The organism is Enterobacter sp. YSU (assembly GCF_016082135.1).
In the GTDB taxonomy this organism is placed as follows: Bacteria; Pseudomonadota; Gammaproteobacteria; order Enterobacterales; family Enterobacteriaceae; genus Enterobacter; species Enterobacter hormaechei_C.
Genome location: NZ_CP059487.1, coordinates 124,596 through 145,257 on the forward strand (window position 1 = coordinate 124,596; position 20,662 = coordinate 145,257).

Here is a 20,662-nt window from a genome sequence, read left to right on the forward strand (position 1 = left end):
CCGCTTTAGCTATTTATACTGACACCCTTCATATTCAAAGAGAGTGAATGCTGAACATGCAACAACATCCCTCTGCTATCGCCAGGCTGCGCAGCCAGCTGGCAGCAGGCCACATTGCTAACCTTTCTGACTTCTGGCGAGACGCTGAGTCGCTAAATGTACCGCTGGTGACGCCAGTCGACGGAGCGAAAGACGAGCGTGATGTGACATTTCTGTGGCGCGCCAGGCACCCTCTACAGGGCGTTTATCTGCGTCTGAATCGGGTGACGGATAAAGAGCACGTGGCGAAAGGGATGATGACCGCCCTTCCCGCGACGGATATCTGGACTCTGACACTGCGTTTACCCGCAAGCTACTGCGGCTCCTATTCGCTGGTGGAAATCCCCCCCGGCACCCCGGCCGAGACGATTGCACTGTCCGGAGGCCGCTTTGCTACCCTCGTCGGGCACGCCGATCCGCTAAACAAAACGCCGGGGATCAACGTTCGGGGAAGCACACAGGAGTCGGTGCTGGCGCTTGATAAAGCCCCCGCCCAGTCCGAATGGCGCGGCGGGTCACCCAGCGGGCAATTGCTTACCTCGGCGCGCACTCTCGCCGGGGAATCGCGCCGGGTTCGGCTCTATCTGCCGGACGTTGATGTTTCGCAGCCCCTCGGCCTGGTGGTACTGCCCGATGGTGAAACCTGGTTCGATCACCTTGGCGTATGCGCGGCAATTGACGCCGCCATAAACAACGGACGCATCGTGCCTGTGGCTGTACTTGGCATCGACAATATCGATGAACACGAGCGAACTGCGATACTCGGCGGGCGCAGCGAGCTGATAAAGGATATCGCCGACCAGTTGTTGCCGACGATCCGCGCCGAACACCCGCAGCGGCGGTGGGCAGACCGTTCGCGCACCGTGCTGGCCGGACAGAGCCTCGGCGGGGTCAGCGCGCTCATGGCCGCTCGTTACGCACCGGAAACGTTCGGGCTGGCGCTCAGCCACTCCCCTTCGATGTGGTGGACGCCAGAGGGTGCCAGCCGGCCAAACGTGTTCAGCGAAACCGATACGTCATGGGTGAGCGAACATCTGCTTTCTGCCCCGCCGCAGGGCGTGCGCATCCGCCTGTGCGTGGGATCGCTGGAAGGTTCGACGGTACCCCACGTTCAGCGGCTGCATCAGCAGTTGCTTACCGCTGGCGTCGACAGCCATTGCGCAATGTATACCGGGGGTCACGATTACGCATGGTGGCGCGGCGCACTGATTGACGGGCTTGGTTTACTCCAGGGTTGACTTGACCCGCGAACACTTTCAGGCAACTGTACAGGCTTCCTGAATAAAGAAAATGTCACCTGCGGAAAAGGAATAAACATCAGATGTATGCCCGCGAGTATCGCCCAACACGCTCACGCAAGGCGCTTGTCACTCTTCTTTCTGGTCTCACCCTTATCTGGAATGCGCACGCTTTCGCAAAGCCGGATATGCAGCCACTGGGGCCGAATATCGCCGATAAAGGCTCTGCGTTTTACCATTTCAGCGTCAACTCGTTCGACTCCGCCGATGGCAGCCGCCATTATCGGGTATGGACGGCCGTGCCAAATAAAGCCGCACCGGCGTCGGGCTACCCGATTTTATATATGCTCGACGGCAACGCAGTTATGGACCGCCTGAACGACGACCTGCTCAAACAGCTGGCAGAAAAATCACCGCCGGTGATTGTGGCTGTCGGGTATCAGACCAACCTCCCCTTCGATCTCAACGGCAGGGCCTACGACTATACGCCAGTAGCAGAAAGCGGCAAAACGGATACCCGCAACGGGCGTTTTAGCCGTAAGAGTGGGGGTAGCAACGACTTTCGCCAGTTACTGGAAACGCGTATAGCGCCAAAGGTGGAACAAGGATTGAATATCGATCGGCAGCGTCGCGGCCTGTGGGGGCACTCCTACGGCGGCCTGTTCGTGCTGGATGCATGGCTGTCTTCCCCTTATTTCCGGACGTATTACAGCGCCAGCCCGTCGTTGGGCAGAGGCCATGATGCGCTACTGAGCCGCATCACGGCGGTTGAGCCGTCGCAATACTGCGCCAGGCGCCTGATGATAATGGAAGGTTCGGCGACGCCGGGCGATAACCGGGAAACGCATGCTGCCGGAGTGCTGACGAAAATTCATGCCACCCTCGCCACGCTGGAAGATAAAGGCGTCAATGCCGCCTTTTGGGATTTCCCAAACCTGGGACACGGGCCGATGTTCAACGCCTCCTTCCGCGGAGCGCTGTTAGATATCAGTGGTGAAAACGCAGGTAACACAGCAGGCTGTCATTCATTAAGCCGCTAAACACTGCCCGCCTTGACGCGGGCAGTACGCCTCTGGCACTACGATCAGAATGACGCGGTTACACCGGCATAATAAGCCCGGCCAGGCTCGTTATAGGTATTCGCCCCTTCGGAAGATCGGTAGATCTGTTTATCTAAGATATTGCTGACACCAACGTTAAGACGCAGATTTTTATTAATATCGTAATTGAAGTTCGTCCCCACCAGCGAATAAGCGCCCAGCTCTTTACCCGACAGACCGCCAGTATCTTCACTACGAGTTTCCGAATGAGTACGCGGTTTTTGTCTGCCGTATAACGTCCAGTTGACGCTGGCAGAGAACGCCTGGGTGATGGTCCAGTCAAGCGAGTTATTAATGGTGTATTTCGGGATGATCGACAGCGGGTTACCGGTGTCTTTTTGCTCCGAGGTGATCATCCAGGTGGCATTGGTATTCCAGTTCAGACGATCTTTCACCAGCGGGAACGCCATGCTGGCTTCGATACCGTCCACCAGCGCTTTCCCGCCGTTCTGCCACTGGAGAATATATGCGCCGGAAGCGGTTTGCCCGATAACATTATCGCCGGCCACGATCTTATTCTGGTAGTCATTGCGGAAGTAGGTCACGCTGGCATGGTAATCTTCCCAGGCGAACTCCAGCCCAATTTCTTTATTGATGCTGATTTCCGGATCGAGATCTTTATTACCGATCAGGTAGCAGCCGCCCGATGTAATATCTTTTGGACAACCGTTGCCTTTCGAGTAGAGCAGATAACCTTCGCTGGATTGATACAGGTTTGGTGCTTTAAAGGTTCGGGCAATCCCCGCTTTGACTTTGAAGTAATCCCCCAATTCCTGCGAGAGGTTCAGGCTGGGGCTGAAGTTACCGCCGGAATCGTTGAGATAATCAAAGCGCAGGCCGGGAATGATATTCGTGCCGGGAACCGGCTCAATATTATCTTCAATATACAGCGCACTGATTTGGGAATGGTTTTTACTGCTGCGATCCGCAGCCGAGCCAGAAATGCCGCCGATATCACTGTCATCCACGGTCAGGCTGGTAGAGGAAGGATCGTCGAGCTCATCGCGGCTCCACTCCGCACCCACGGTCAGCGTTTGATCGACCAGCGCATTCAGCGGAATATTAAGCTCGCCGCTGGTTCGCCAGGAGCTCAGGCGATTGGTCGTGAACTTTTCATCCGCCGAAATACGCCCTTCACCGCCTCCGGATAATCCTTCATTCATGCGGGTGTTATTGGTTTTCTCGTAATAGACACCAAAACGGCTTTGACCCCAGTCCCAGATACCATTATGTGTAATGCCATAATTCTGCCGGTACAGGCGGTTCGTCTCTTCGCCGGATTTCGCCAGGCTTTCAGTGACGGCACTGGAAGAACTGTTTTGCGTATCGCCCGCATAGATATTCCCCTGGCGGCTATATCCGGCTTCGAAATCGATAATTTGCTGCGGATTTAATTTCCACGAGACAACGCCGTTAATATCTTTGTTGCGCACCCCTTCATGCCCGGCCGCGTTTTTCGTACCGGCCGAGGAGTTAATATCCCAGCTGTCGGCATCGGTTTTATTCAGGTTTCCGTACAGGCGCATGGTCAGCGCATCGCCAGCCAGCGGCCCGCTAAGGCTGAAGTTGGCGCGACGCGTAGCGCCTTCGTCGCTGCTTTCCGGCTGGTTGGTGTATAACGACAGCGAACCGTGCCAGTCGTTGGTAGGGCGTTTGGTAATGATGTTCACCACCCCGCCCGCTGCGCCCGAACCGTAGCGTGCCGCCGCAGGGCCGCGGATCACTTCAATACGCTCAACCTGTTCCGGTGGCACCCAGTTGGTGTCGCCGCGGGTATCACGCTCTCCACGCCAGCTATAACGCACGGCGTTGCGCGACGTCACCGGCACACCATCAATTAAAATTAAGGTGTTCTCCGGCCCCATGCCGCGAATGTCGATCTGGCGGTTATTACCACGTGTACCCGAGGCGCTGTTGCCGGTCAGATTGACACCGGGCATTTTGCGAATAATATCGGAGAGATCGTTGACCGGAGGGTTCTTTTTAATATCTTCGCTGGTAATAATCGACACGCCCGGCTGCTGTTTGAGTACCTGCTCAGCGGTGGCTTCCACCACCAGGGTCTCGTCGTTATCATCGGAGGATTTTGCCAGTGATACCTGACTGTTCAACCCTGCCAGGAGCGCAGTGAGCGGCCAGAAGATCTTGATAATTCTCATACCCATTCCCTAATACATGCCTAACGTAAAAGTGATCGATCGTTAAGCTCACATCCTTGCCAGATATTTTAAACTGCCATTATTTTTATAATAAGAATGATAATTAGTATCATTTGGAGAGGATTAAGGCAATCCTTAATACACGGATGCGCGCATTAATGAAACGCACGCATTGGCCCGGAGTGATTCTTCCCGGGTACCGCCCTGTGCGTTCGTAAAGCTGGCATACTGAAACAGCGGAAGAAGAGAACAGCCCATTGGTAGTTCGTGTAGTGACATAACGTTAATATGTCATTACAAGGGAACGCAGCCCCGGTAAGCGCAAGCGCCACCGGGGAAAGAAAGGTTATTGTTGCGCTAACTGATTGCGACGGTACTCGCCCTGGCGCTCCAGCATCCAGCCAGGATACTCGCGCGGCAGCGCGCTGACCGCATCCAGCTGTTTCAGCTCATCATCGCTCAGCTGAATGCCGGTTGCGGCAATGTTGTCATCCAACTGATCGACCCGTTTCGCCCCGATGATGACGCTGGTCACCGCCTTCTGGTGCAGCAGCCACGCCAGCGCGATTTGCGCCACGGAAACGCCTTTACTTTCAGCGATGGTACGCATCACGTCCACGCAGTCGAAGGCGCGATCTTTATTCACTGGCGGGAAGTCGAACGCCAGGCGACGACTACCGGCCGCGCTCTGCCCGTCGCGATCGTATTTTCCGCTCAGCAGACCACCCGCCAGCGGGCTCCATACCATCAACCCGACGCCTTCGCTCTGCATCATCGGCACCAGTTCGCGCTCAAGGTCGCGCCCGGCGATGGTGTAGTACGCCTGCAATGAGGCAAAACGCGCCAGCCCCAGACGCTCAGAGATGCCGAGCGCTTTGGCAATCTGCCATGCCGCCCAGTTCGAGACGCCGATATAGCGTACGTGACCGTGCTGCACAAGATTATCCAGCGCGTAAAGCGTCTCCTCGATGGGGGTCGCGGGGTCGAAACCGTGTAGCTGATAGAGATCGATATGATCCAGCTGCAAGCGACGCAGGCTCTCCTTCACGCCGCTGATGATGTGATAGCGCGAGCTACCGCGCGAGTTCACCCCCGCTGTGCCGGTTTCACCGAACACCTTGGTGGCAACGACCACGTTTTCGCGCGGAATTTTCAGGTTCTTCAGCGCCTGCCCGGTGATCTCCTCTGAACGCCCTTCCGAGTAGACATCTGCCGTGTCGATAAAATTGATCCCGGCGTCCAGCGCGCGGCCCACCAGCTGCTCGGCGTCGCTTTGCTGAAGCTGACCAATTTTGCCCCACATGCCGCCTTCACCGCCGAAGGTCATGGTGCCGAGGCAGAGTTCAGAAACGAACAGTCCGGTATTGCCCAGTTTTTGATAACGCATAACGCTTTCCTCGCATGTCGATTGGGTGTCTGTTAGTTATACCCGCCCCCCAGCCATCGCGAATGTGGCGTTCCTGTCCGTTTCTTGCCCAATCCTCTGAATCTATCCGCGTGGGGCGTCGCCAAAGACGCTGTAGTCTGGCAGCCGCACCTGCTGATACGGCTCCCAGCCGCCGCCGAGGGCTTTGTAGAGCGCCACCAGATCAAGCGCGCTCTGCACCTGCGCCTGCGCCCGCTGCTGTTCGGCCTGAGCGAGCTGACGCTGGGCGTCCAGCACGTCAATAAAGCTGGCGATCCCCTGCCGGTAGCTGTCGCTGGCGAGATCAAAGGCGTTTTGCAGCGCGTCGATGGTTTTCGCCAGGCCCGCTTCACGCTGCTGGTCGGTGCGATAGCTCACCAGCGCGTTTTCAACGTCGCCGAGCGCCGTCAGTACCGTCTGGCGATAGTCCAGCACTGCCGCCCCCTGCTGCGCGCGCGCCACCTTGACGCTGGAGACCAGCCGACCGCCCTGGAAAATCGGTATGGAAACCTGCGGGCCAAAGCTGTAGAAGTGGCTGCTCCAGTCGGTCAGCCAGTTAGATTCACTGTTGCGCAGGCCAAACTGTCCGGAGAGGGTAAAGCTCGGGAACAATTCTGCCACCGAGACGCCAATCTGCGCCGTGGCGGCATGGAGATTCGCCTCGGCTTCGCGCACGTCCGGGCGACGGCGGGCCAGCGTCGACGGAATACCGGTCTGCACAATATCTGGCAGGGCAGGCATCGGCTGCACGGATTGCAGTTCGGCATCCAGCGCGCCCGGCGGTTTGCCGAGCAGGATCGCCAGCCCGTTCATCGCCTGGCGTTCCTGCGCCTGATACTGCGGCAGCTGCGCTTCAAGATTGCCCAGCTGCGCCCGGGCATTTTCCACGTCCATCTGCGGCGACAGCCCGCCCCGCTGGCGGCTTTCGGTCAGATCCAGCGTCTGCTGTGCGCTTTCAATTTGCGTATTAAGCGTGGCAATGATGCTCTGCGCCCCACGCAGCTGTAGCCACGCCCGCGCCACTTCCGCTTCCAGCGAGACCAGCGCATCGTTACGCTGCTCGATCGCCGCCCGCTGCTGCGCCTCGGCCGCTTCTACCTGACGGCGCACCTTGCCCCACAGGTCGATTTCCCACTGGGCGTCGAAGCTGCCCTGATAGAGGTTTATCGGCTGCGTCAGCGGGCCTAACGCGCCCCGCAGTTCAGGATCGACATTATTCAACTGGTCATACACGCCGTGGGATTTCAGCTCCCCTTCCAGCCCAAGCTGCTGGCGCGTCGCCTGCACATTGCCATTCACCGACGGGAAAAACGCCCCGCCGGCCTGGTTAATCTGTTCGCGCGCGCCGGCAATGCGTAATACCGTTTGCTGTAGCGTCAGATTCCCGGCGATGGCGCGTTCAATCAGGCTGTCGAGCTGCGGCGAGCCGAAGGTTGTCCACCAGCGCGGGTTAGTGGCCGCGGAGGAAGTTTGCGATTTCACCGCGCTGTCGCCCTTATCGTTCCAGTGCGTGGTGGCGGGCGGTGCAGGCTGTTGGTAGTCCGGCCCGACGGCGCAGCCCACCAGCAGCATCATTATCATCAGGGGGTGTAAACGTCTGTGTATCATCAGTGTGCTCCTGCACTCCCCTCGCTCTTAACCGGCGAGAGCAACAAACAAAACGGAATCAGTAATAGGGCCACCGCGCTCAGAATGGTGAATACGTCGATGTAGGCCAGAAAGCGCGACTGCTCGATCATCGTCTGGTACATCCGCCCGGTGGCAATGCCGGTCGGATCGCCCACCTGAGTGGTGAAGTTCTGGATCGCCTGGGCGCTTTCGCGAATCGCCAGCTGGAACTGCTCGTTAAACGGCGAAGCGTGGTAAGCCAGATGCGCGCTGTGCGCCTGCGAGCGCTCGGTGATCGCCGCCGTCGAGAGCGAAATCCCAATCGAGCCGGCCACGTTGCGGAACATGGTAAACAGCGCCGCCGCGTCGGCATTGAGCCGCCTCGGGATCGAGATAAAGGCGATGGTGGTCAGCGGCACAAACAGGAACCCCAGCCCTATCGACTGCGCGCTGCGGAACAGCACCAGCGTTTCGAAGTCGATATCCGGCGTCAGCGTGCGGGACCAGAAGAACGACACCGCCAGGCAGGTAAAGCCGAAGGCGATGATCCAGCGCGTCTGCACCACCGGCATCAGCTTCAGCACCAGCGGGATGGTCAGCACAATCAGCACCGCGCCGGGCGAGAGCACCAGCCCGGACCAGGTGGCGGTATAGCCCAAATCCTGCTGCGCCAGCTGCGGAATAACCACCGAACTGCCGTACAGGATCATCGCCATCCCCGCCATCAGCAGGCTGGAGATCGCAAAGTTGCGGTCCTTCATACAGTGCAGATCCACCACCGGCTTTCTGGCATACATCAGCCAGTAGATCGCGCCGATAATGCCGACCAGCGTCAGTACTGCGAAGGTGCGGATAAAGTTCGAATAGAACCAGTCATCATCTTCGCCCCGGTCGAGCATCACCTGCAAACAGCCAAGACCGAGGGCGATCAGGCCGATCCCCGTCCAGTCGACGGTGAGCTTCTCTTCCGACTTTTTCTCCCACGGCGGATCTTCCAGCAGCTGATAGATAGCCAGCACCGTCACAATCCCTACCGGGATATTGATAAAGAACACCCAGCGCCAGGAGTAGTTATCGGTGATCCATCCCCCCAGCGTGGGACCGAGTACCGGCGCGACGATAATGGCAATGGATGAAAGGCCAAAGGCTTTGCCCCTGTCCTCCGGCTTGAAGTAGTCGAGTAGCACCGACTGCTGGGTAGGCTGCAATCCGCCGCCAAAGAACCCCTGCATCACGCGGAACAGGATGATTTGCCATAGCTCGGTGGCGATGCCACACAGGAACGAGCAGATGGTGAACATCACAATGCAGATCAGGAAGAACTGCTTGCGACCAAACAGGCGGCTCAGAAAGGCCGAAATCGGCAGCACGATGCCGTTCGCCACCAGGTAGCTGGTGAGCACCCAGGTGGATTCGTCATAGCTGGCCGAGAGCGACCCCGCGACGTGGGGCAACGCCACGTTGACGATGGTGGTGTCCAGAATTTCCATAAACACCGCCAGGGTGACCACAATCGCCACCGCCCACGGGTTACTGGCGGGCTTCCAGTTATCGTGGCTGTGATCCGTCATTCCACGGTGACCTTCGGTTCAACCGACAGCCCCAGCGGCAGCGGCTTGTTCGGATCCAGCCCTTTATCAATGACGATTTTCACCGGCACGCGCTGAACGATCTTCACAAAGTTACCGGTGGCGTTTTCCGACGGGAAGGCGGAGAAGCGCGAGCCGCTGCCCTGCTGGATGCTGTCGATATGGCCTTCCAGCTCCATATCCGGCCAGGCATCGACGGACACGGTCACTTTGTCGCCCGGCTTCATGCGCTCAAGCTGCGACTCCTTGAAGTTCGCCACCACCCACACGTTCGGGGAAACCAGCGAGAACAGCGCCGTACCTGCCTGCACCAGCGTACCGGGCTGGACGTTGCGTTTGGTGACAAAACCGTCGAACGGGGCGCGGACTTCGGTATAAGAGAGGTTCAGGTTGGCGGTTTCCAGCTGCGCTCTGGCCTGATCGACCTGCCGTTCGCGGGCTTCGACGTTGGTCTCCTGCTGGCGGATTTGCAGCTGAACCTGCTCCGCCACTTCCAGCTGCGCCTGCGCGCTGGCCAGACCCGCCTGGGCACTCCGCAGTTGAGCGTTCGCGGCATCGATACTTTGTTGCGTGGTCGCGCGCGGGTCAACGCCGCGCTGACGGCGGTACTCCGCCTGCGCGTTGGCCATATCCGCCTGGGCTTTCAGTACCTGGGCTTTGGCTTCATCGCGCTGGGCGGGATATTGCACCTTCGAGAGCGCCAGCTGCGCCTGCGCCTGATGCAACTGCGCAATCGCCAGCCCAAGCTGGGCCTGGGCCTGATCGCGCTGGGCGGTGGTATCACGCGGATCGATCACCACCAGCACATCCCCTTTCTTCACGCGCTGGTTATCCCGCACGCGAAGTTCGGTGACGTAGCCTGCCGTTTTTGGGGCAATGGTCACTACGTCGCCGTCGGTGAAGGCGTCGTCGGTGGTCTCTTCGTTACGGGTTAAAAACCACCAGACCAGCGCCACAATCACCATCACGATGACCACGATGCCAAGGATAATTAACGGTTTTTTCCCCGGGCGCTTGCGCTCGTTATTGTTTTGATCCTGCTCGTCAGCAGGTGGGTTTTGATCTTCTGCCATAGTTCAGCAACGGTCCTGTCAGTGAGCGGCATCACACTATGCCGTTCACTAAAGCTAGGACGTTGCTATACATTTGCCAGGAAAAACTGACAAATTGCGCACTATATGAGAAGGAATAGTCCGAAACCGACCGCCGCTGACCAGAGCAGCATCGGGATTGACCATAAATGGAAGCGCCACCAGATGCGGCGATCGTTGGCCATCCGCAGGGCGATGAGGTTAGCCAGCGAGCCGGGCAGCAGCCCAAAGCCGCCGACGTTGACCGCCCACGCCAGCAGTACCGTTGGGGGAACATAGTTAAGCAGCAAAATGGTGGACGGCACGTTACTGATCACCTGCGAGAGACCAATCGCCGTCAGCCATAATCCCGGCTGCGACAGACCGCTGACGCTATGGAGAACGTTCTGCAATACCGGAAGCTGGATCAGGAGATGGACGTCAATAAACATCGCCATAAACACCAGCAGCAGCGTCCAGTCAACGCTCACCAGCACCCGCCGGGCGAGGAACAGGAAGCCGCACGCCACCAGCAGCGCGCCCGCCAGCGCCAGGTTTAACTCCAGAGCGATAAGGAAAACGATATACAGCCCCAGGCAGCTCCAGACGAGACGCGGCTGCCACTGGGGGCCGGTTGTACCGCTGTGGTACTGCAACGATTTATTCGGGAAAGCAAACCAGCCCACCGCCAGCAGCGACGCCACGATCGCCAGCGCCAGCGGCGCCATCTGCCCGGTAAACGCGGTAAACGACAGGCCGGAGCGTCCCCACAGCAGAATGTTCTGCGGGTTACCGATCGGCGTGAGCAGCGAGCCCGCATTGACGGCCAGCGCTTCAAAGATAATCAGACGGGTAACCGGTATTTCGCACAGCTTACGCAGCGTGAGCGTAAGCGGCACCACGATAAAAAGCGCCACGTCATTAGTGAGAAACGTCGACAACAGCGCCGCCGAAAAGACCATGAACAGGGCCAGTTTGCGCTCGGTGGCGAAGCGGCGCACCATTTTGCGCCCCAGCACGTCAAAATAGCCGCTCAGCTCCACGCCTTTGGTGAGCATCATCAAACCGCTCAGAGTAATAATGGTGCGCCAGTCTATGGCCGCCGGCCAGGTGTGCGGCGTGAAGGGCACAAAGACGCTGAGCCCAACGCCAGTGATCAGTAAAAGATGGAAAAAGCGATCGCGTTTCAGGGCCTGCAAGCCGGGGATGTTCATTCAGCGGAGGGACCGTATTTGAGCGTAAACTCGCGGAACTTCAACAGCGTCTCTTCACTGACGTGGTGTTCCATACCTTCGGCATCCCGACGGGCAATTTCCGGGCTGACGCCCAGCACCAGTAAAAAATTCTCGACGATCTGGTGTCGCTCGCGGCTCTCCTGCGCCAGCTTCTCGCCCTCAGCGGTGAGAAACACCCCGCGCCAGGGGATCATTTCGATCAGCCCGACCGACGCCAGACGTTTTAACATTTTGGCAACGGTTGGCTGCGACACCCCCAGGCGTGCGGCCATATCCACCTGGCGCGCTTCTCCAACCTCACGGATCAGATCAGAGATCAGTTCGACATAATCATCAATCAGCTCCCGGCGGTGCGCCTCACGCACCTGGCGGAAGCCTTCCACATGCTCTTCAACGTTCACCAGTTGCGTCGTTTTTTTTGTTGTTGGCTTACCTGCGCGACGGTTCATTGTGCTTCCTCAATGGGGTTGACGCTTCCAGCGCCCTGTAACGGAGCGCACATTGTAAACCATAGCTCTACAAGCACAAAAAATTAACGAATTAGCCATAGCTATACAATATAGTCTGTTTAATAATTAAATATACCTATAAGTCAACAACTTACAAACAGTAGAAATCATTTATGTCTCAAAAGTGTCGCTAAATTGAAAGTGTTTTTCAGCTTTGAGAAAAGTTTGAACACATAGAAGAAGCATGTTGAGGACTCCTGTTCGCTCTCCCCTTACTCATAAAGGAAGTTTACTGTTATGCTAATGGCTGCTTTTTGGTTTTGAGAACATACTATACACAAGCAATTAGAATGGATCCTAACATGGCTAAAAAAGTAAAAACCGATAAACCCCAAAATTTATCATATAGAATAAAAAGTATTAATATAGAAAAATTGAAAGGTATTAATAACTGCCCAATTTCTTTCCCAGAAGATAAATCTGTAACCGCTATCATGGGGATTAACGGATCTGGTAAGTCAACTATCCTTCATGCACTCTCTTGCGTTTTCAAACCACTTGAAAAATCTTCGAAAGAAAATAATAGGTTTTCGGACTTTTTTACCCCCCACAATGAAAACAACTGGCAGGATAGTAAATTCTCGGTTGTTTTCCGCGCTGGAGAAATAAAATATAACGGAGGAACAGTTTCTTTTGAAGGAATCGCAATGGATGATAAAAAAGATATTGTTTATGGAAAGGATAAACGCTGGACACCAGTTTACGCACGAAGACTCGAAAGAGAATCCATATATATCGGTTTACAAAATCTAGCCACCTTAGCCGACAACACTGGAGCTTCAAGATATGCAGAATATAAAAGGGTGGACATTTACGAAAAGACAATCAAGGAAAAGATGATTTTAGCTTTGAACAAAATCCTTGACGCTGATTATAATGATCTATTTGAATGCCATACACTTAAAGGCAATAAAAAATTCATAGGGATGGTTAAAGCTGATATTGAATACACAGAACATACAATGGGCGCAGGAGAAAAAAGAGTTTTCGAGATTGTTAAACACGTCTATAGTGGAAAACTAAATCGGAACGGTTACTTAATAATTGATGAAATAGATGTTTTACTGCATGAACGAGCATTTCAGGAACTTATTAGTTTCTTAATCAAAGAAAGTAAGGCTATGTGCTTTGAGGTTGTCTTTACTACGCATAGAGAGTCAGTAATCAACTTTAAAAACCAGATTAATATTATCAGCATTTGGAACATAGGGAATGGGATAGAAGCATATCCAGGTGTATCAGCTGATGCTTTAAGACAGATAACTGATGTTGAACCCTATATGGTCAATGTCTTTGTGGAAGACAACTTAGCAAAGACAGCAATAAACATATTAATTGAAAGTGAAGGCTTAAACGATAAAGTTGACATCTCTCTTTTTGGTTCAGCAGAAAACTCCGCTGTGATTTTATCAGGTCTGAAACTTACAAAAAAAAGAATCGATACCAGTTTAGCCATTTTAGATGGAGATTACTATATCACTTCTCCGGAAAAAACTAAGATGGTCAATAAAGTTCTTTCAGGAACTGATAAAAGAGTCGAAAAAGAAGAAGTTTTATCAAGAATTTTTCAGTTTAATTTAGATGTAACAGACGTAAAAGGCTCACCTGAAAAAAATCATCGCTTATGGTTTGAAGCAATCGATGTAAATGGTGTGAGTGATAATGATAAAACGATGTTTGTAAATCTCAAAAAACATTCTCAAAGTATCGGTGCGCTTACAGATTATCATGATTATTATCCTGAATTAGCTAGAAGAGCTAGACTTGATAATATTGAGTATAAGGTTTTAAACTTTATTAGCAAATATAGCGAAAAGTGGGATTTCTATATAAGAGACATTCGCGTAGAGATACACAAAGCAATTGCTGCGATTTAATTCATCACTAAGGCGTGATTATCACGCCTTTTTATTTCTTGAAGTTCAACTTCTTGATTATAAATTTATATATCTATTGATTGACTTAAAAGATATTGCCAGTTATCAGCACCTGAAGTAGTCAACATATTCTCCCAATGCCTACAATTTTCCATCCAATGTCCATATGCCGCTTGCCATGCCTCCGGCTCATCGGCGAAAAGTTGTTCTGCAATCGGCAACCACTCAATCCCTTTCGCACCGTAAACCAGATAACGCACGTCCCACCCTTCGCCGCGTGGCCACAACACATATTTTTGGTCAGGTAGTGAGTTACTGGAAAGAACGTCAGAATCTTTAAGTTTTTCGCCTCTGGCCATAAAGATAAAAACCGCGCCGTTAATTGAAATTTTGCCCATAGCTGCGTCTCTTCACAAAACAAATACTGTATATATAAACAGTATTATAGTGCGCAAGTTTTTCAGTTTGCCAGTAACTTTCTGTCTGCCCCTGAGCCTCGCCAGTTCTGGCTTTAGCTGTGACAGTCTGGCCATAGCCATAAAATAAAAACGATCCTTCAAACACACATAAAATTAATTTACCCGTTATATATCTTATACTTACAATTTTCTTTCGATCCTCCGCAGATCCATAAAAGTGAAAAATACTGAAATTCTTTTCAATCTTTTCAGTTCTGGTTTTCCGCAAGGCCGCCAGCACTGGCGCGGCCTGGCGAGGCGGTTTGAAGAAAAATAAAACTGAAAAATTTTTATGATCCAAAAACCGCAGGCGGGTGCGGTGTAGTGCGATTTTGGTCTGCGAAAGATTTTTTTGGCCATGCTGTGACGCGCCAGCGCCCCGCAGTGGGCACGATCTGTTTTAAGGGTGGCTCTGAGTGTACGAAAAGGCTGAACGCGCCAGAGCGCCGCTGACAGCGCGTAGCGATAGCCGCTTACGAGGTAAGAAAGGAGATATCCCCGCCAGGGGATGAAGGGCATAAAAAAACCCGCTTTCGCGGGTTATGTACTGGACAGGTTTACTTGCCAATCACCGGGGAGTATTTGCCGTTCAGCGTGTCCGCTTTCGCTCCGGTGTTCCGGATGGCTCCCGCGTTGGTCGGTGTCCCCGTATTGCTGTGCGTGTGGCTTGCCGTTTGCTCTGCCAGCTCCTTAACCACGTCGAGCGTGTCCAGCATCAGCTGTGCCACGTTGATAGTGCCAGAGCCAATCCACACCACCGGGGCAATAATTTGCTGTTGCACAGCCGCCACGCTTTTACGTATCTGGCCAATTTTCTCAATCAGGTCTTTACCCGTTGTGACTGTCTGGCTCCCGGCTATATCCGTTTCATCATTGCCGCCGATACTCGCCACGCGGTTATTTACAGCCTGGCTGTAATCCCCCGTGCATACCTGCTGAATGGCTCCGGCCATCAGCGTGGACGTACCCAGCACGGTAATTTTATCCGTGGCTTTAATCGTGGTTTCCCGGCTGACCAGCTCCCGCTGTTCTGTATCGGCCTTAACCACCCGCGCCATTGAGTTTTCACTGATCGTCTGGTCTGTCTGCCTCACCCAGTCCCCCGCCTGGGTGACGCGCTGCGACACTTCCGCGCGCTGCTGTTGCAGCTGTTCGCCAGGCTGGATATCCGGGAGACTGGTTCCGTCCGGCACGGTCTGCCGCACAAACGGCTTATCCGGCCGCCCGCCAGTAAAAGCGATTTCGACCAGTGTCCCTTCAGGCGGAAACTGGAACATCCCCGAATCATTACCCGCCATAGGAACCGGCAGCGGCACAGCTGAGTAAACAGGCGTGTCCTTATCCGGGTTGCCGTCCGCGTCTAACAGCTGCACGTCAACTGCATAGCGGGGACGGAACGGATCGGAGAAATTGCCGCTTTTCACTGCCTCAACGGGATTCATCACACGGCCAAACTTTGGCAAATGCAGCCCGGATGCCAGCTCCGGATAATGGCTTTCAATCTGGCGCTGAACGGGCGTTTTTTGCAGTGGCTTACCCGTCGCACGGTTGCGGGGTGTCCAGGTGACAGCCATCGTGTCATTTTGCAGGTGGACTTTTGTCACCCGTTCCCCGTTCAGCTCCACGCCGGGGCGCAGACTCTGCACCAGGGGAAGCGTCATGGAGTTCCCCCCGGCTGCCCCCTGATTAAATTCATGCGGGATCTCAATCGGGCGACCAGCAAACAGGGCTTTTTCCGCACCGCCAACATATACCGCGCCGTCCGGCAGCTGATACCAGACGTAATCCGTAATGCCAAAAGCCTTTCCGAGATTATCCAGCAACTGATAACCCGTACCGCTGTGGGTGAAATGTGGGATCGGACGGTCTGAGTAATCAGCATCCGGCACGCTGAAGGTTAACCCGCTGTGCTCTGTCAGCCAGCTGGCCACATCGCGCAGCGTGGGATGCTGAAACGAACATGGCCAGAGGCGTTCAAATACGCCGACCAGCTCCCGGACAAAGAGGCGCTGAAAGCCGTTTTCAGCAGGTTGCGAGCGTTCCACGTACCCGGTAAACCAGCGCAACACCAGATCGGTGTAACCCACATCGAGACGCACCAGCTTCCCCGTATAGTCCTGCGTTGTTCCGGCCGTAATAAAGCCCCGGCCGCAGCTGTTCAGCTCCAGCACCAGGCTGGCATCAGCCAGGTGAATTTCATCCGTTGAAAGGTACAGGCGTTTAATCGGCTTCATTTTTATCCCAGTGCATCATTCACGGGCTTGAGCACCTTACGTTCAAACCACGTCAGTTTTTCCTCATCCTCGCCAGCGGCCTGGCCACCGTTCTGGCCGCCGCCACTTCCCGCCGTTTGCTTCACGGCTTTGGTTTTGCCGCTTGCCCTGGCCTCACGTTTTTCCTGCACGCTGATATGTTCGGTCAGTGTGAACGTAACCAGCCAGGACATGCGCCCGTCCTGCGGCGGCGCGTCCAGGGTTCCGGTAAAAATCGCCTCACGGAAATTCACCGCCCGCGCCGCCTCATGCGCAACACGGTATTTCTGGCGCTGGCCGCTGGTATCTGTCGCGCTGGCCAGCTCAAAGATACGGCGCAGGATCTCCGGATTTTTATACGGAATTTCGCCGGACACGCGCAGCTCCTTGCCTTTGATGCCCTGCTCGGATTTCGTGGTTGCACTCGTCTGGCCGGACTGGTCTTTGTCCTGGAATTGCTGCGATACGGTAACGCGCATGTTCTTCAGCAGAATTGCTTCACCGTTAAGCGCCAGTGTCGGGTTCGAGGTCATGTATCATTCCTTTTATGCCGTCGAGATTGTCGCCGACCAGCATCATGGCGGCGGTGTACACGGAGGACTGAAGCGGAATCCCTTTTACCAGCTCCAGAAGCGTGGACGGCAGATCGCCGCTGGCGGTAAACACCCATGCCCTGGCGCTTTTTCCCTGCAAATCCGCTAATCCGCTGGCAATGCCAGAAATCAGGCTTTCGCGCTGCTGTTTAAAATCCCCCATCAGCTTTTTTACGCCAGTCAAATCCGCGACGGCTGCGGCCTCCTGCTGGGCTTTTTTCACCGCTGCGGCCGCCAGAGCAGTGCGGCTTGTAGGCACAGAAAGCGGGATCGCCGCGGGCAAACTCTGACTGTATTTCGCCGGAATTTGCATCTTTTCCGCAGCCAGCTGCGCGGCGGACTGCGCCAGCCTCCGCACCTGAGTAAATGCCGGGCTGGGGAATACATCCACAAGCTTGTTCAGGCTGGCCATAAAGCTGTCATGCGTCTGGCCGGAAACCATCATGATCACGATATCCGCCGCTCCACCCGTTCCTGCCAGTTTCTCAGCCAGGTAATTGATCGCGTTTACCGGGCTGAGATAGGCACCGTTTTCTGTTTGTTGCCCTACCCCGTACACCCAGGGGTGTACGGGGATAACGGAACAATTCAGCGCGGCTACTGAATCACTGAATGCAATCCGCGCCTCACGCCACATTTCCCGGCACCTCCGGCCAGACAGGTGCAGTAGCATCAACCCGACTCAATAACACACGGTATTTTCTCCACTGTGTAAGTCCTTCGGCCTCTTCATCAGTAGCCATATCAAGGTCAATCGCATCCTGAAGCGTGGCAATCACGTTATTCGCCTGGTTTAATAACTCCAGTTTTTTACGTTGTGCTTCTGCCTCATAATCAACTGGTGCGGCAGTAATTTCACCATCAACAAAAAGAAACGCGCCGCCTAATGCTTTTTCTCCCGCAGCGGTAAATTCCTCCGGTACATTCTCCGGCGCGACTTCAACAACAATCTGATTAATCGGGAAAATCGCGCTTGCATCATAAGAGAAATGGATAATTTCTTTCGTTTCCGGATTAAAAGAGACTTTCAACGTTTCTTGTGAAAGCGTCTTAAGCCACTGATACCAGTCATTGCCATTATCATCTTTCAGAAAAACAATATTCATCCCCGGTGATTTGGCAATGTAATATAATTCGAGTTCTTCGGGTGGGAGCTTAGCCACTTTCGCAGCAGTATATTTACCCCATTTTTCTAACGGGTCATATTTCTTAAATACACCTGATAGCATTGTCATTAAATCACCTGCGCTGTATACCAGTTGCCGTTGATGTTGTACTGAACATAACGATATTGGACGGCTGTATAGTTTGTCTTCTGCATTACCGCAGTTACGAAAGCTCCATTCGGGGCATAGGCATAATTACTATCATTGTTTCCGTTATCGGCCGTTCCTGCTGAAGCCAGCCGGATCCCTCCTTGCAAGAAATTGGCTGCAACCCATGCCGACTGAGCATAAGGGCTTAAATCAATACTTACCGCCCCTTGCATACCATTTACACTGGTGACCGGATAAGGAGGCTCATTGTTTGGAGAGTAAGTCCGCACGCCGGGAGTGTCGTATAAACCCCGTCCTGCCTGGATTAACCCAACACTACTGATATTCCTCCCTGAGTGAATATCATCCTTAGCCTCAAGATAATTTGGGGCAACAACATTACCGTTCGACTGAATATTAACTGACGGCCCCTCACCAGCCCGCAAGTGGAGTACTTTATCGTCAGAAGCGTAAACAAGTCCCATTTCATCGCCTGAAGCATTGAAAAACCAAAGATGTTTATTGCCAGAACCCCGAATGATTATTGCGCTTTGACTTAATTCAATTGCACCGTTACGCGCCCTTACATCACCAGGAAAGGTAACATTCTGGTTGTCTGCATCAAATTGCACTGCACGGAAATAACGCCAGCCTATGGTAGAACCATCATCTTCCCGAATGGCAAAAATCATTGTTGAATTTGTATAACTTACAAATTGGATTAACGGCCTGTTAACTCTCCCTCCCTGAGCTGGGCTAGTGGCACACACAACATTTATATAATAAAAATCTTGCGTCAAAAAAGAGGGGGTATTCGTACAGCCACGTGAATCAACGAATAATGATTCCCCAACTACAAACGGATAAGTCGCAAAATCAATCGCCCCGTGATTACATTCGGATTTAAAATTGCCTTTATATCCTACTGGGATTAATTCACCGGAAGCATCATCCGCTACATCTCTAAAAGCGGCATCGCCCAGACTGCCTTTCAGAGTTTTAACATCATCGCTAACCGCCTTAATGGCCTTTGGCGTGGCTGCGAGCGTCTCAGATGCGCTGTCGGTGGCGCTACTGAGCTGGACGATACCCTTCTGCGCCGTGGTCGCGTCCTGTGCAGTATATTTCCCTTTAGCAAGGTCATACGCCGCCTTAACCGCTTTTGGCGTCGCTGCGACGCTCTCAGACGTGCTGTCGGTCGCGCTACTGAGCTGAACGATACCCTTTTGCGCCGTGGTGGCGTCCTGAGCCGTGTATTTACCGTCTGCAAGGTCATACGCCGCCTTGACCGCTTTCGGCGTTGCTGCGAGCGCTTCTGAATCGCTGTTCGTGGCACTGCTTAATTGGGTAAACCCTTTGGCCGCCGTAGTTGCGTCAGGATGGTTACGGGACTGCTCGTGTTTTTTCAGTGCATCACTGGCGGCCTGATCATCAAGCGTTCCTTTCGGACGCAGATCGGTAACGTTGCCGTTTGCATCAATGCTGGCCACCGCAAACACATAATGCTGTACTCCGCCCTGCACATAGTCTGCCAGAGCGTCCGCAACCGTGATTTTGCTTTCCACCGCCCAGGCACTTGTTAGCGTTCCCGTCCAGGCCACGTCCAGCCAGACCTTAACCGGCTTAGTTGTCACTGTAATGTTTTGAACGGCCGCCAGCTGTGAACGCAGACCGCGCACATACCCCACCCCTGGCGTTATGAAATACTGCGCCCCATTTTTACCAACCAGATAGCCATCACCAAAGAATGCCGCAGCGCCGTACAGGTCAATATTTTCCAGGCGCTGGCGCTCGTCCATCCCGGCCATACGGGCAGTGAAGTCAATCTGCCAGGTTTCTGCTGGCGTGTTGATTCCGGTTTCAGTCTGTGCGCCGTTAAACTCCATCAAAAAAGAACGGGTAAGCACATTTCCCTGCTGGCCATCCTTTGTTTTCAGCTTTTGCTGAACAGGCGCATGCACAATCATGGCCAGCGTGTTGCTTGCTTTATTAATCAGCCCAATCCAGTTAAATGAAAAATCACCCACATCTGCACCCAGCACAGCAGAATGCACCACGGCATTTTCGTTTACTACGCCCTTACGGTTTACAGCCTGACGGTGGACAATTTGCGCATCTGGCGGCAACGTTTCATTGCGATCAATCGGCTTACTGGTATCCAGCCCCGGCACGTTGGCAAAAACAAATTCATCCAGCAGAACGGGCTCACCCGTTACCGCCTGGCTTGCTTTCCACTGCTCAAAGGCCAGTGTGATAGCTGTCTGTGACATAAAT

General features: G+C 54.0%; 17 protein-coding genes. 3 read left to right on the plus strand and 14 right to left on the minus strand.

The window, feature by feature from the left end; translation table 11 throughout:
• Positions 1–47: 47 nt before the first annotated feature.
• The gene (locus tag H2Z33_RS00525; RefSeq protein ID WP_040117410.1) at positions 48–1,277 is read left to right on the plus strand and encodes an esterase family protein; all 1,230 of its coding nucleotides are present in this window, start codon (positions 48–50) and stop codon (positions 1,275–1,277) included.
• Between the two features lie 83 nt (positions 1,278–1,360).
• Positions 1,361–2,317: an alpha/beta hydrolase gene (locus tag H2Z33_RS00530; protein ID WP_040117409.1), complete on the plus strand. Its 957-nt coding sequence runs from the start codon at positions 1,361–1,363 to the stop codon at positions 2,315–2,317.
• 44 nt (positions 2,318–2,361) lie between these two features.
• Here the strand turns inward: H2Z33_RS00530 and iroN are convergent, their stop codons facing one another.
• The 7 genes from iroN to mntR all read right to left on the minus strand — a co-directional run bounded on the left by iroN (position 2,362) and on the right by mntR (position 11,892).
• Positions 2,362–4,536 (minus strand): siderophore salmochelin receptor IroN, encoded by a 2,175-nt coding sequence (gene iroN / locus H2Z33_RS00535; protein WP_023296162.1) that lies wholly within the window; start codon positions 4,534–4,536, stop codon positions 2,362–2,364.
• Positions 4,537–4,882: 346 nt separating this feature from the next.
• Positions 4,883–5,923 (minus strand): aldo/keto reductase, encoded by a 1,041-nt coding sequence (locus H2Z33_RS00540; RefSeq protein WP_015571054.1) that lies wholly within the window; start codon positions 5,921–5,923, stop codon positions 4,883–4,885.
• 102 nt (positions 5,924–6,025) lie between these two features.
• Positions 6,026–7,549 carry an efflux transporter outer membrane subunit gene (locus H2Z33_RS00545; protein ID WP_017693763.1) on the minus strand — a complete coding sequence of 508 codons (1,524 nt, stop codon included), beginning with the start codon at positions 7,547–7,549 and terminating at the stop codon, positions 6,026–6,028.
• Positions 7,549–9,120: a DHA2 family efflux MFS transporter permease subunit gene (locus H2Z33_RS00550; protein WP_015571056.1), complete on the minus strand. Its 1,572-nt coding sequence runs from the start codon at positions 9,118–9,120 to the stop codon at positions 7,549–7,551. Before H2Z33_RS00550 ends, H2Z33_RS00545 begins: the two co-directional genes overlap by 1 nt.
• Positions 9,117–10,211, minus strand: coding sequence for an HlyD family secretion protein (locus tag H2Z33_RS00555; protein WP_032653048.1), 1,095 nt, complete (start codon positions 10,209–10,211; stop codon positions 9,117–9,119). Before H2Z33_RS00555 ends, H2Z33_RS00550 begins: the two co-directional genes overlap by 4 nt.
• A gap of 101 nt (positions 10,212–10,312) precedes the next feature.
• A complete protein-coding gene (locus H2Z33_RS00560; RefSeq protein WP_047740613.1) occupies positions 10,313–11,422 on the minus strand; it encodes an SLC13 family permease in 1,110 nt (369 codons plus the stop codon).
• Entirely contained in the window at positions 11,419–11,892 is a 474-nt protein-coding gene (gene mntR / locus H2Z33_RS00565) for a manganese-binding transcriptional regulator MntR (protein WP_015571059.1), read from the minus strand. The genes H2Z33_RS00560 and mntR overlap by 4 nt, the downstream gene beginning before the upstream one ends.
• 362 nt (positions 11,893–12,254) lie before the next feature.
• On the opposite strand from mntR, the gene H2Z33_RS00570 reads away from it, so the two are divergent.
• Positions 12,255–13,829: an AAA family ATPase gene (locus tag H2Z33_RS00570; protein WP_096216794.1), complete on the plus strand. Its 1,575-nt coding sequence runs from the start codon at positions 12,255–12,257 to the stop codon at positions 13,827–13,829.
• 65 nt (positions 13,830–13,894) lie between these two features.
• Here the strand turns inward: H2Z33_RS00570 and H2Z33_RS00575 are convergent, their stop codons facing one another.
• The 7 genes from H2Z33_RS00575 to H2Z33_RS23340 all read right to left on the minus strand — a co-directional run bounded on the left by H2Z33_RS00575 (position 13,895) and on the right by H2Z33_RS23340 (position 20,658).
• A complete protein-coding gene (locus H2Z33_RS00575) occupies positions 13,895–14,227 on the minus strand; it encodes a hypothetical protein (protein ID WP_198091815.1) in 333 nt (110 codons plus the stop codon).
• A gap of 201 nt (positions 14,228–14,428) precedes the next feature.
• Positions 14,429–14,806, minus strand: coding sequence for a hypothetical protein (locus H2Z33_RS00580; RefSeq protein WP_198091816.1), 378 nt, complete (start codon positions 14,804–14,806; stop codon positions 14,429–14,431).
• Between the two features lie 38 nt (positions 14,807–14,844).
• The gene (locus tag H2Z33_RS00585; RefSeq protein WP_198091817.1) at positions 14,845–16,521 is read right to left on the minus strand and encodes a hypothetical protein; all 1,677 of its coding nucleotides are present in this window, start codon (positions 16,519–16,521) and stop codon (positions 14,845–14,847) included.
• Positions 16,522–16,523: 2 nt separating this feature from the next.
• Positions 16,524–17,072: a hypothetical protein gene (locus H2Z33_RS00590; RefSeq protein ID WP_063412003.1), complete on the minus strand. Its 549-nt coding sequence runs from the start codon at positions 17,070–17,072 to the stop codon at positions 16,524–16,526.
• Entirely contained in the window at positions 17,044–17,769 is a 726-nt protein-coding gene (locus H2Z33_RS00595) for a hypothetical protein (RefSeq protein WP_096216989.1), read from the minus strand. Before H2Z33_RS00595 ends, H2Z33_RS00590 begins: the two co-directional genes overlap by 29 nt.
• Positions 17,759–18,367, minus strand: coding sequence for a tail fiber assembly protein (locus H2Z33_RS00600; RefSeq protein WP_096216988.1), 609 nt, complete (start codon positions 18,365–18,367; stop codon positions 17,759–17,761). The genes H2Z33_RS00595 and H2Z33_RS00600 overlap by 11 nt, the downstream gene beginning before the upstream one ends.
• Positions 18,367–20,658, minus strand: coding sequence for a tail fiber protein (locus H2Z33_RS23340; protein WP_096216987.1), 2,292 nt, complete (start codon positions 20,656–20,658; stop codon positions 18,367–18,369). The genes H2Z33_RS00600 and H2Z33_RS23340 overlap by 1 nt, the downstream gene beginning before the upstream one ends.
• Positions 20,659–20,662: the final 4 nt, after the last annotated feature.

What these genes read in the sequence shown, in the direction of transcription:
- H2Z33_RS00595 (WP_096216989.1), bottom strand. Translation starts at nt 17,769, where the DNA reads ATGTGGCGTGAGGCGCGGATTGCATTCAGTGATTCAGTAGCCGCGCTG.
- H2Z33_RS00600 (WP_096216988.1), bottom strand. Translation starts at nt 18,367, where the DNA reads ATGACAATGCTATCAGGTGTATTTAAGAAATATGACCCGTTAGAAAAA.
- mntR (WP_015571059.1), bottom strand. Translation starts at nt 11,892, where the DNA reads ATGAACCGTCGCGCAGGTAAGCCAACAACAAAAAAAACGACGCAACTG.
- H2Z33_RS00585 (WP_198091817.1), bottom strand. Translation starts at nt 16,521, where the DNA reads ATGAAGCCGATTAAACGCCTGTACCTTTCAACGGATGAAATTCACCTG.
- H2Z33_RS00525 (WP_040117410.1), top strand. Translation starts at nt 48, where the DNA reads ATGCTGAACATGCAACAACATCCCTCTGCTATCGCCAGGCTGCGCAGC.
- H2Z33_RS00560 (WP_047740613.1), bottom strand. Translation starts at nt 11,422, where the DNA reads ATGAACATCCCCGGCTTGCAGGCCCTGAAACGCGATCGCTTTTTCCAT.
- H2Z33_RS23340 (WP_096216987.1), bottom strand. Translation starts at nt 20,658, where the DNA reads ATGTCACAGACAGCTATCACACTGGCCTTTGAGCAGTGGAAAGCAAGC.
- iroN (WP_023296162.1), bottom strand. Translation starts at nt 4,536, where the DNA reads ATGAGAATTATCAAGATCTTCTGGCCGCTCACTGCGCTCCTGGCAGGG.
- H2Z33_RS00590 (WP_063412003.1), bottom strand. Translation starts at nt 17,072, where the DNA reads ATGACCTCGAACCCGACACTGGCGCTTAACGGTGAAGCAATTCTGCTG.
- H2Z33_RS00540 (WP_015571054.1), bottom strand. Translation starts at nt 5,923, where the DNA reads ATGCGTTATCAAAAACTGGGCAATACCGGACTGTTCGTTTCTGAACTC.
- H2Z33_RS00530 (WP_040117409.1), top strand. Translation starts at nt 1,361, where the DNA reads ATGTATGCCCGCGAGTATCGCCCAACACGCTCACGCAAGGCGCTTGTC.
- H2Z33_RS00550 (WP_015571056.1), bottom strand. Translation starts at nt 9,120, where the DNA reads ATGACGGATCACAGCCACGATAACTGGAAGCCCGCCAGTAACCCGTGG.
- H2Z33_RS00545 (WP_017693763.1), bottom strand. Translation starts at nt 7,549, where the DNA reads ATGATACACAGACGTTTACACCCCCTGATGATAATGATGCTGCTGGTG.
- H2Z33_RS00555 (WP_032653048.1), bottom strand. Translation starts at nt 10,211, where the DNA reads ATGGCAGAAGATCAAAACCCACCTGCTGACGAGCAGGATCAAAACAAT.
- H2Z33_RS00575 (WP_198091815.1), bottom strand. Translation starts at nt 14,227, where the DNA reads ATGGGCAAAATTTCAATTAACGGCGCGGTTTTTATCTTTATGGCCAGA.
- H2Z33_RS00580 (WP_198091816.1), bottom strand. Translation starts at nt 14,806, where the DNA reads ATGCCCTTCATCCCCTGGCGGGGATATCTCCTTTCTTACCTCGTAAGC.
- H2Z33_RS00570 (WP_096216794.1), top strand. Translation starts at nt 12,255, where the DNA reads ATGGCTAAAAAAGTAAAAACCGATAAACCCCAAAATTTATCATATAGA.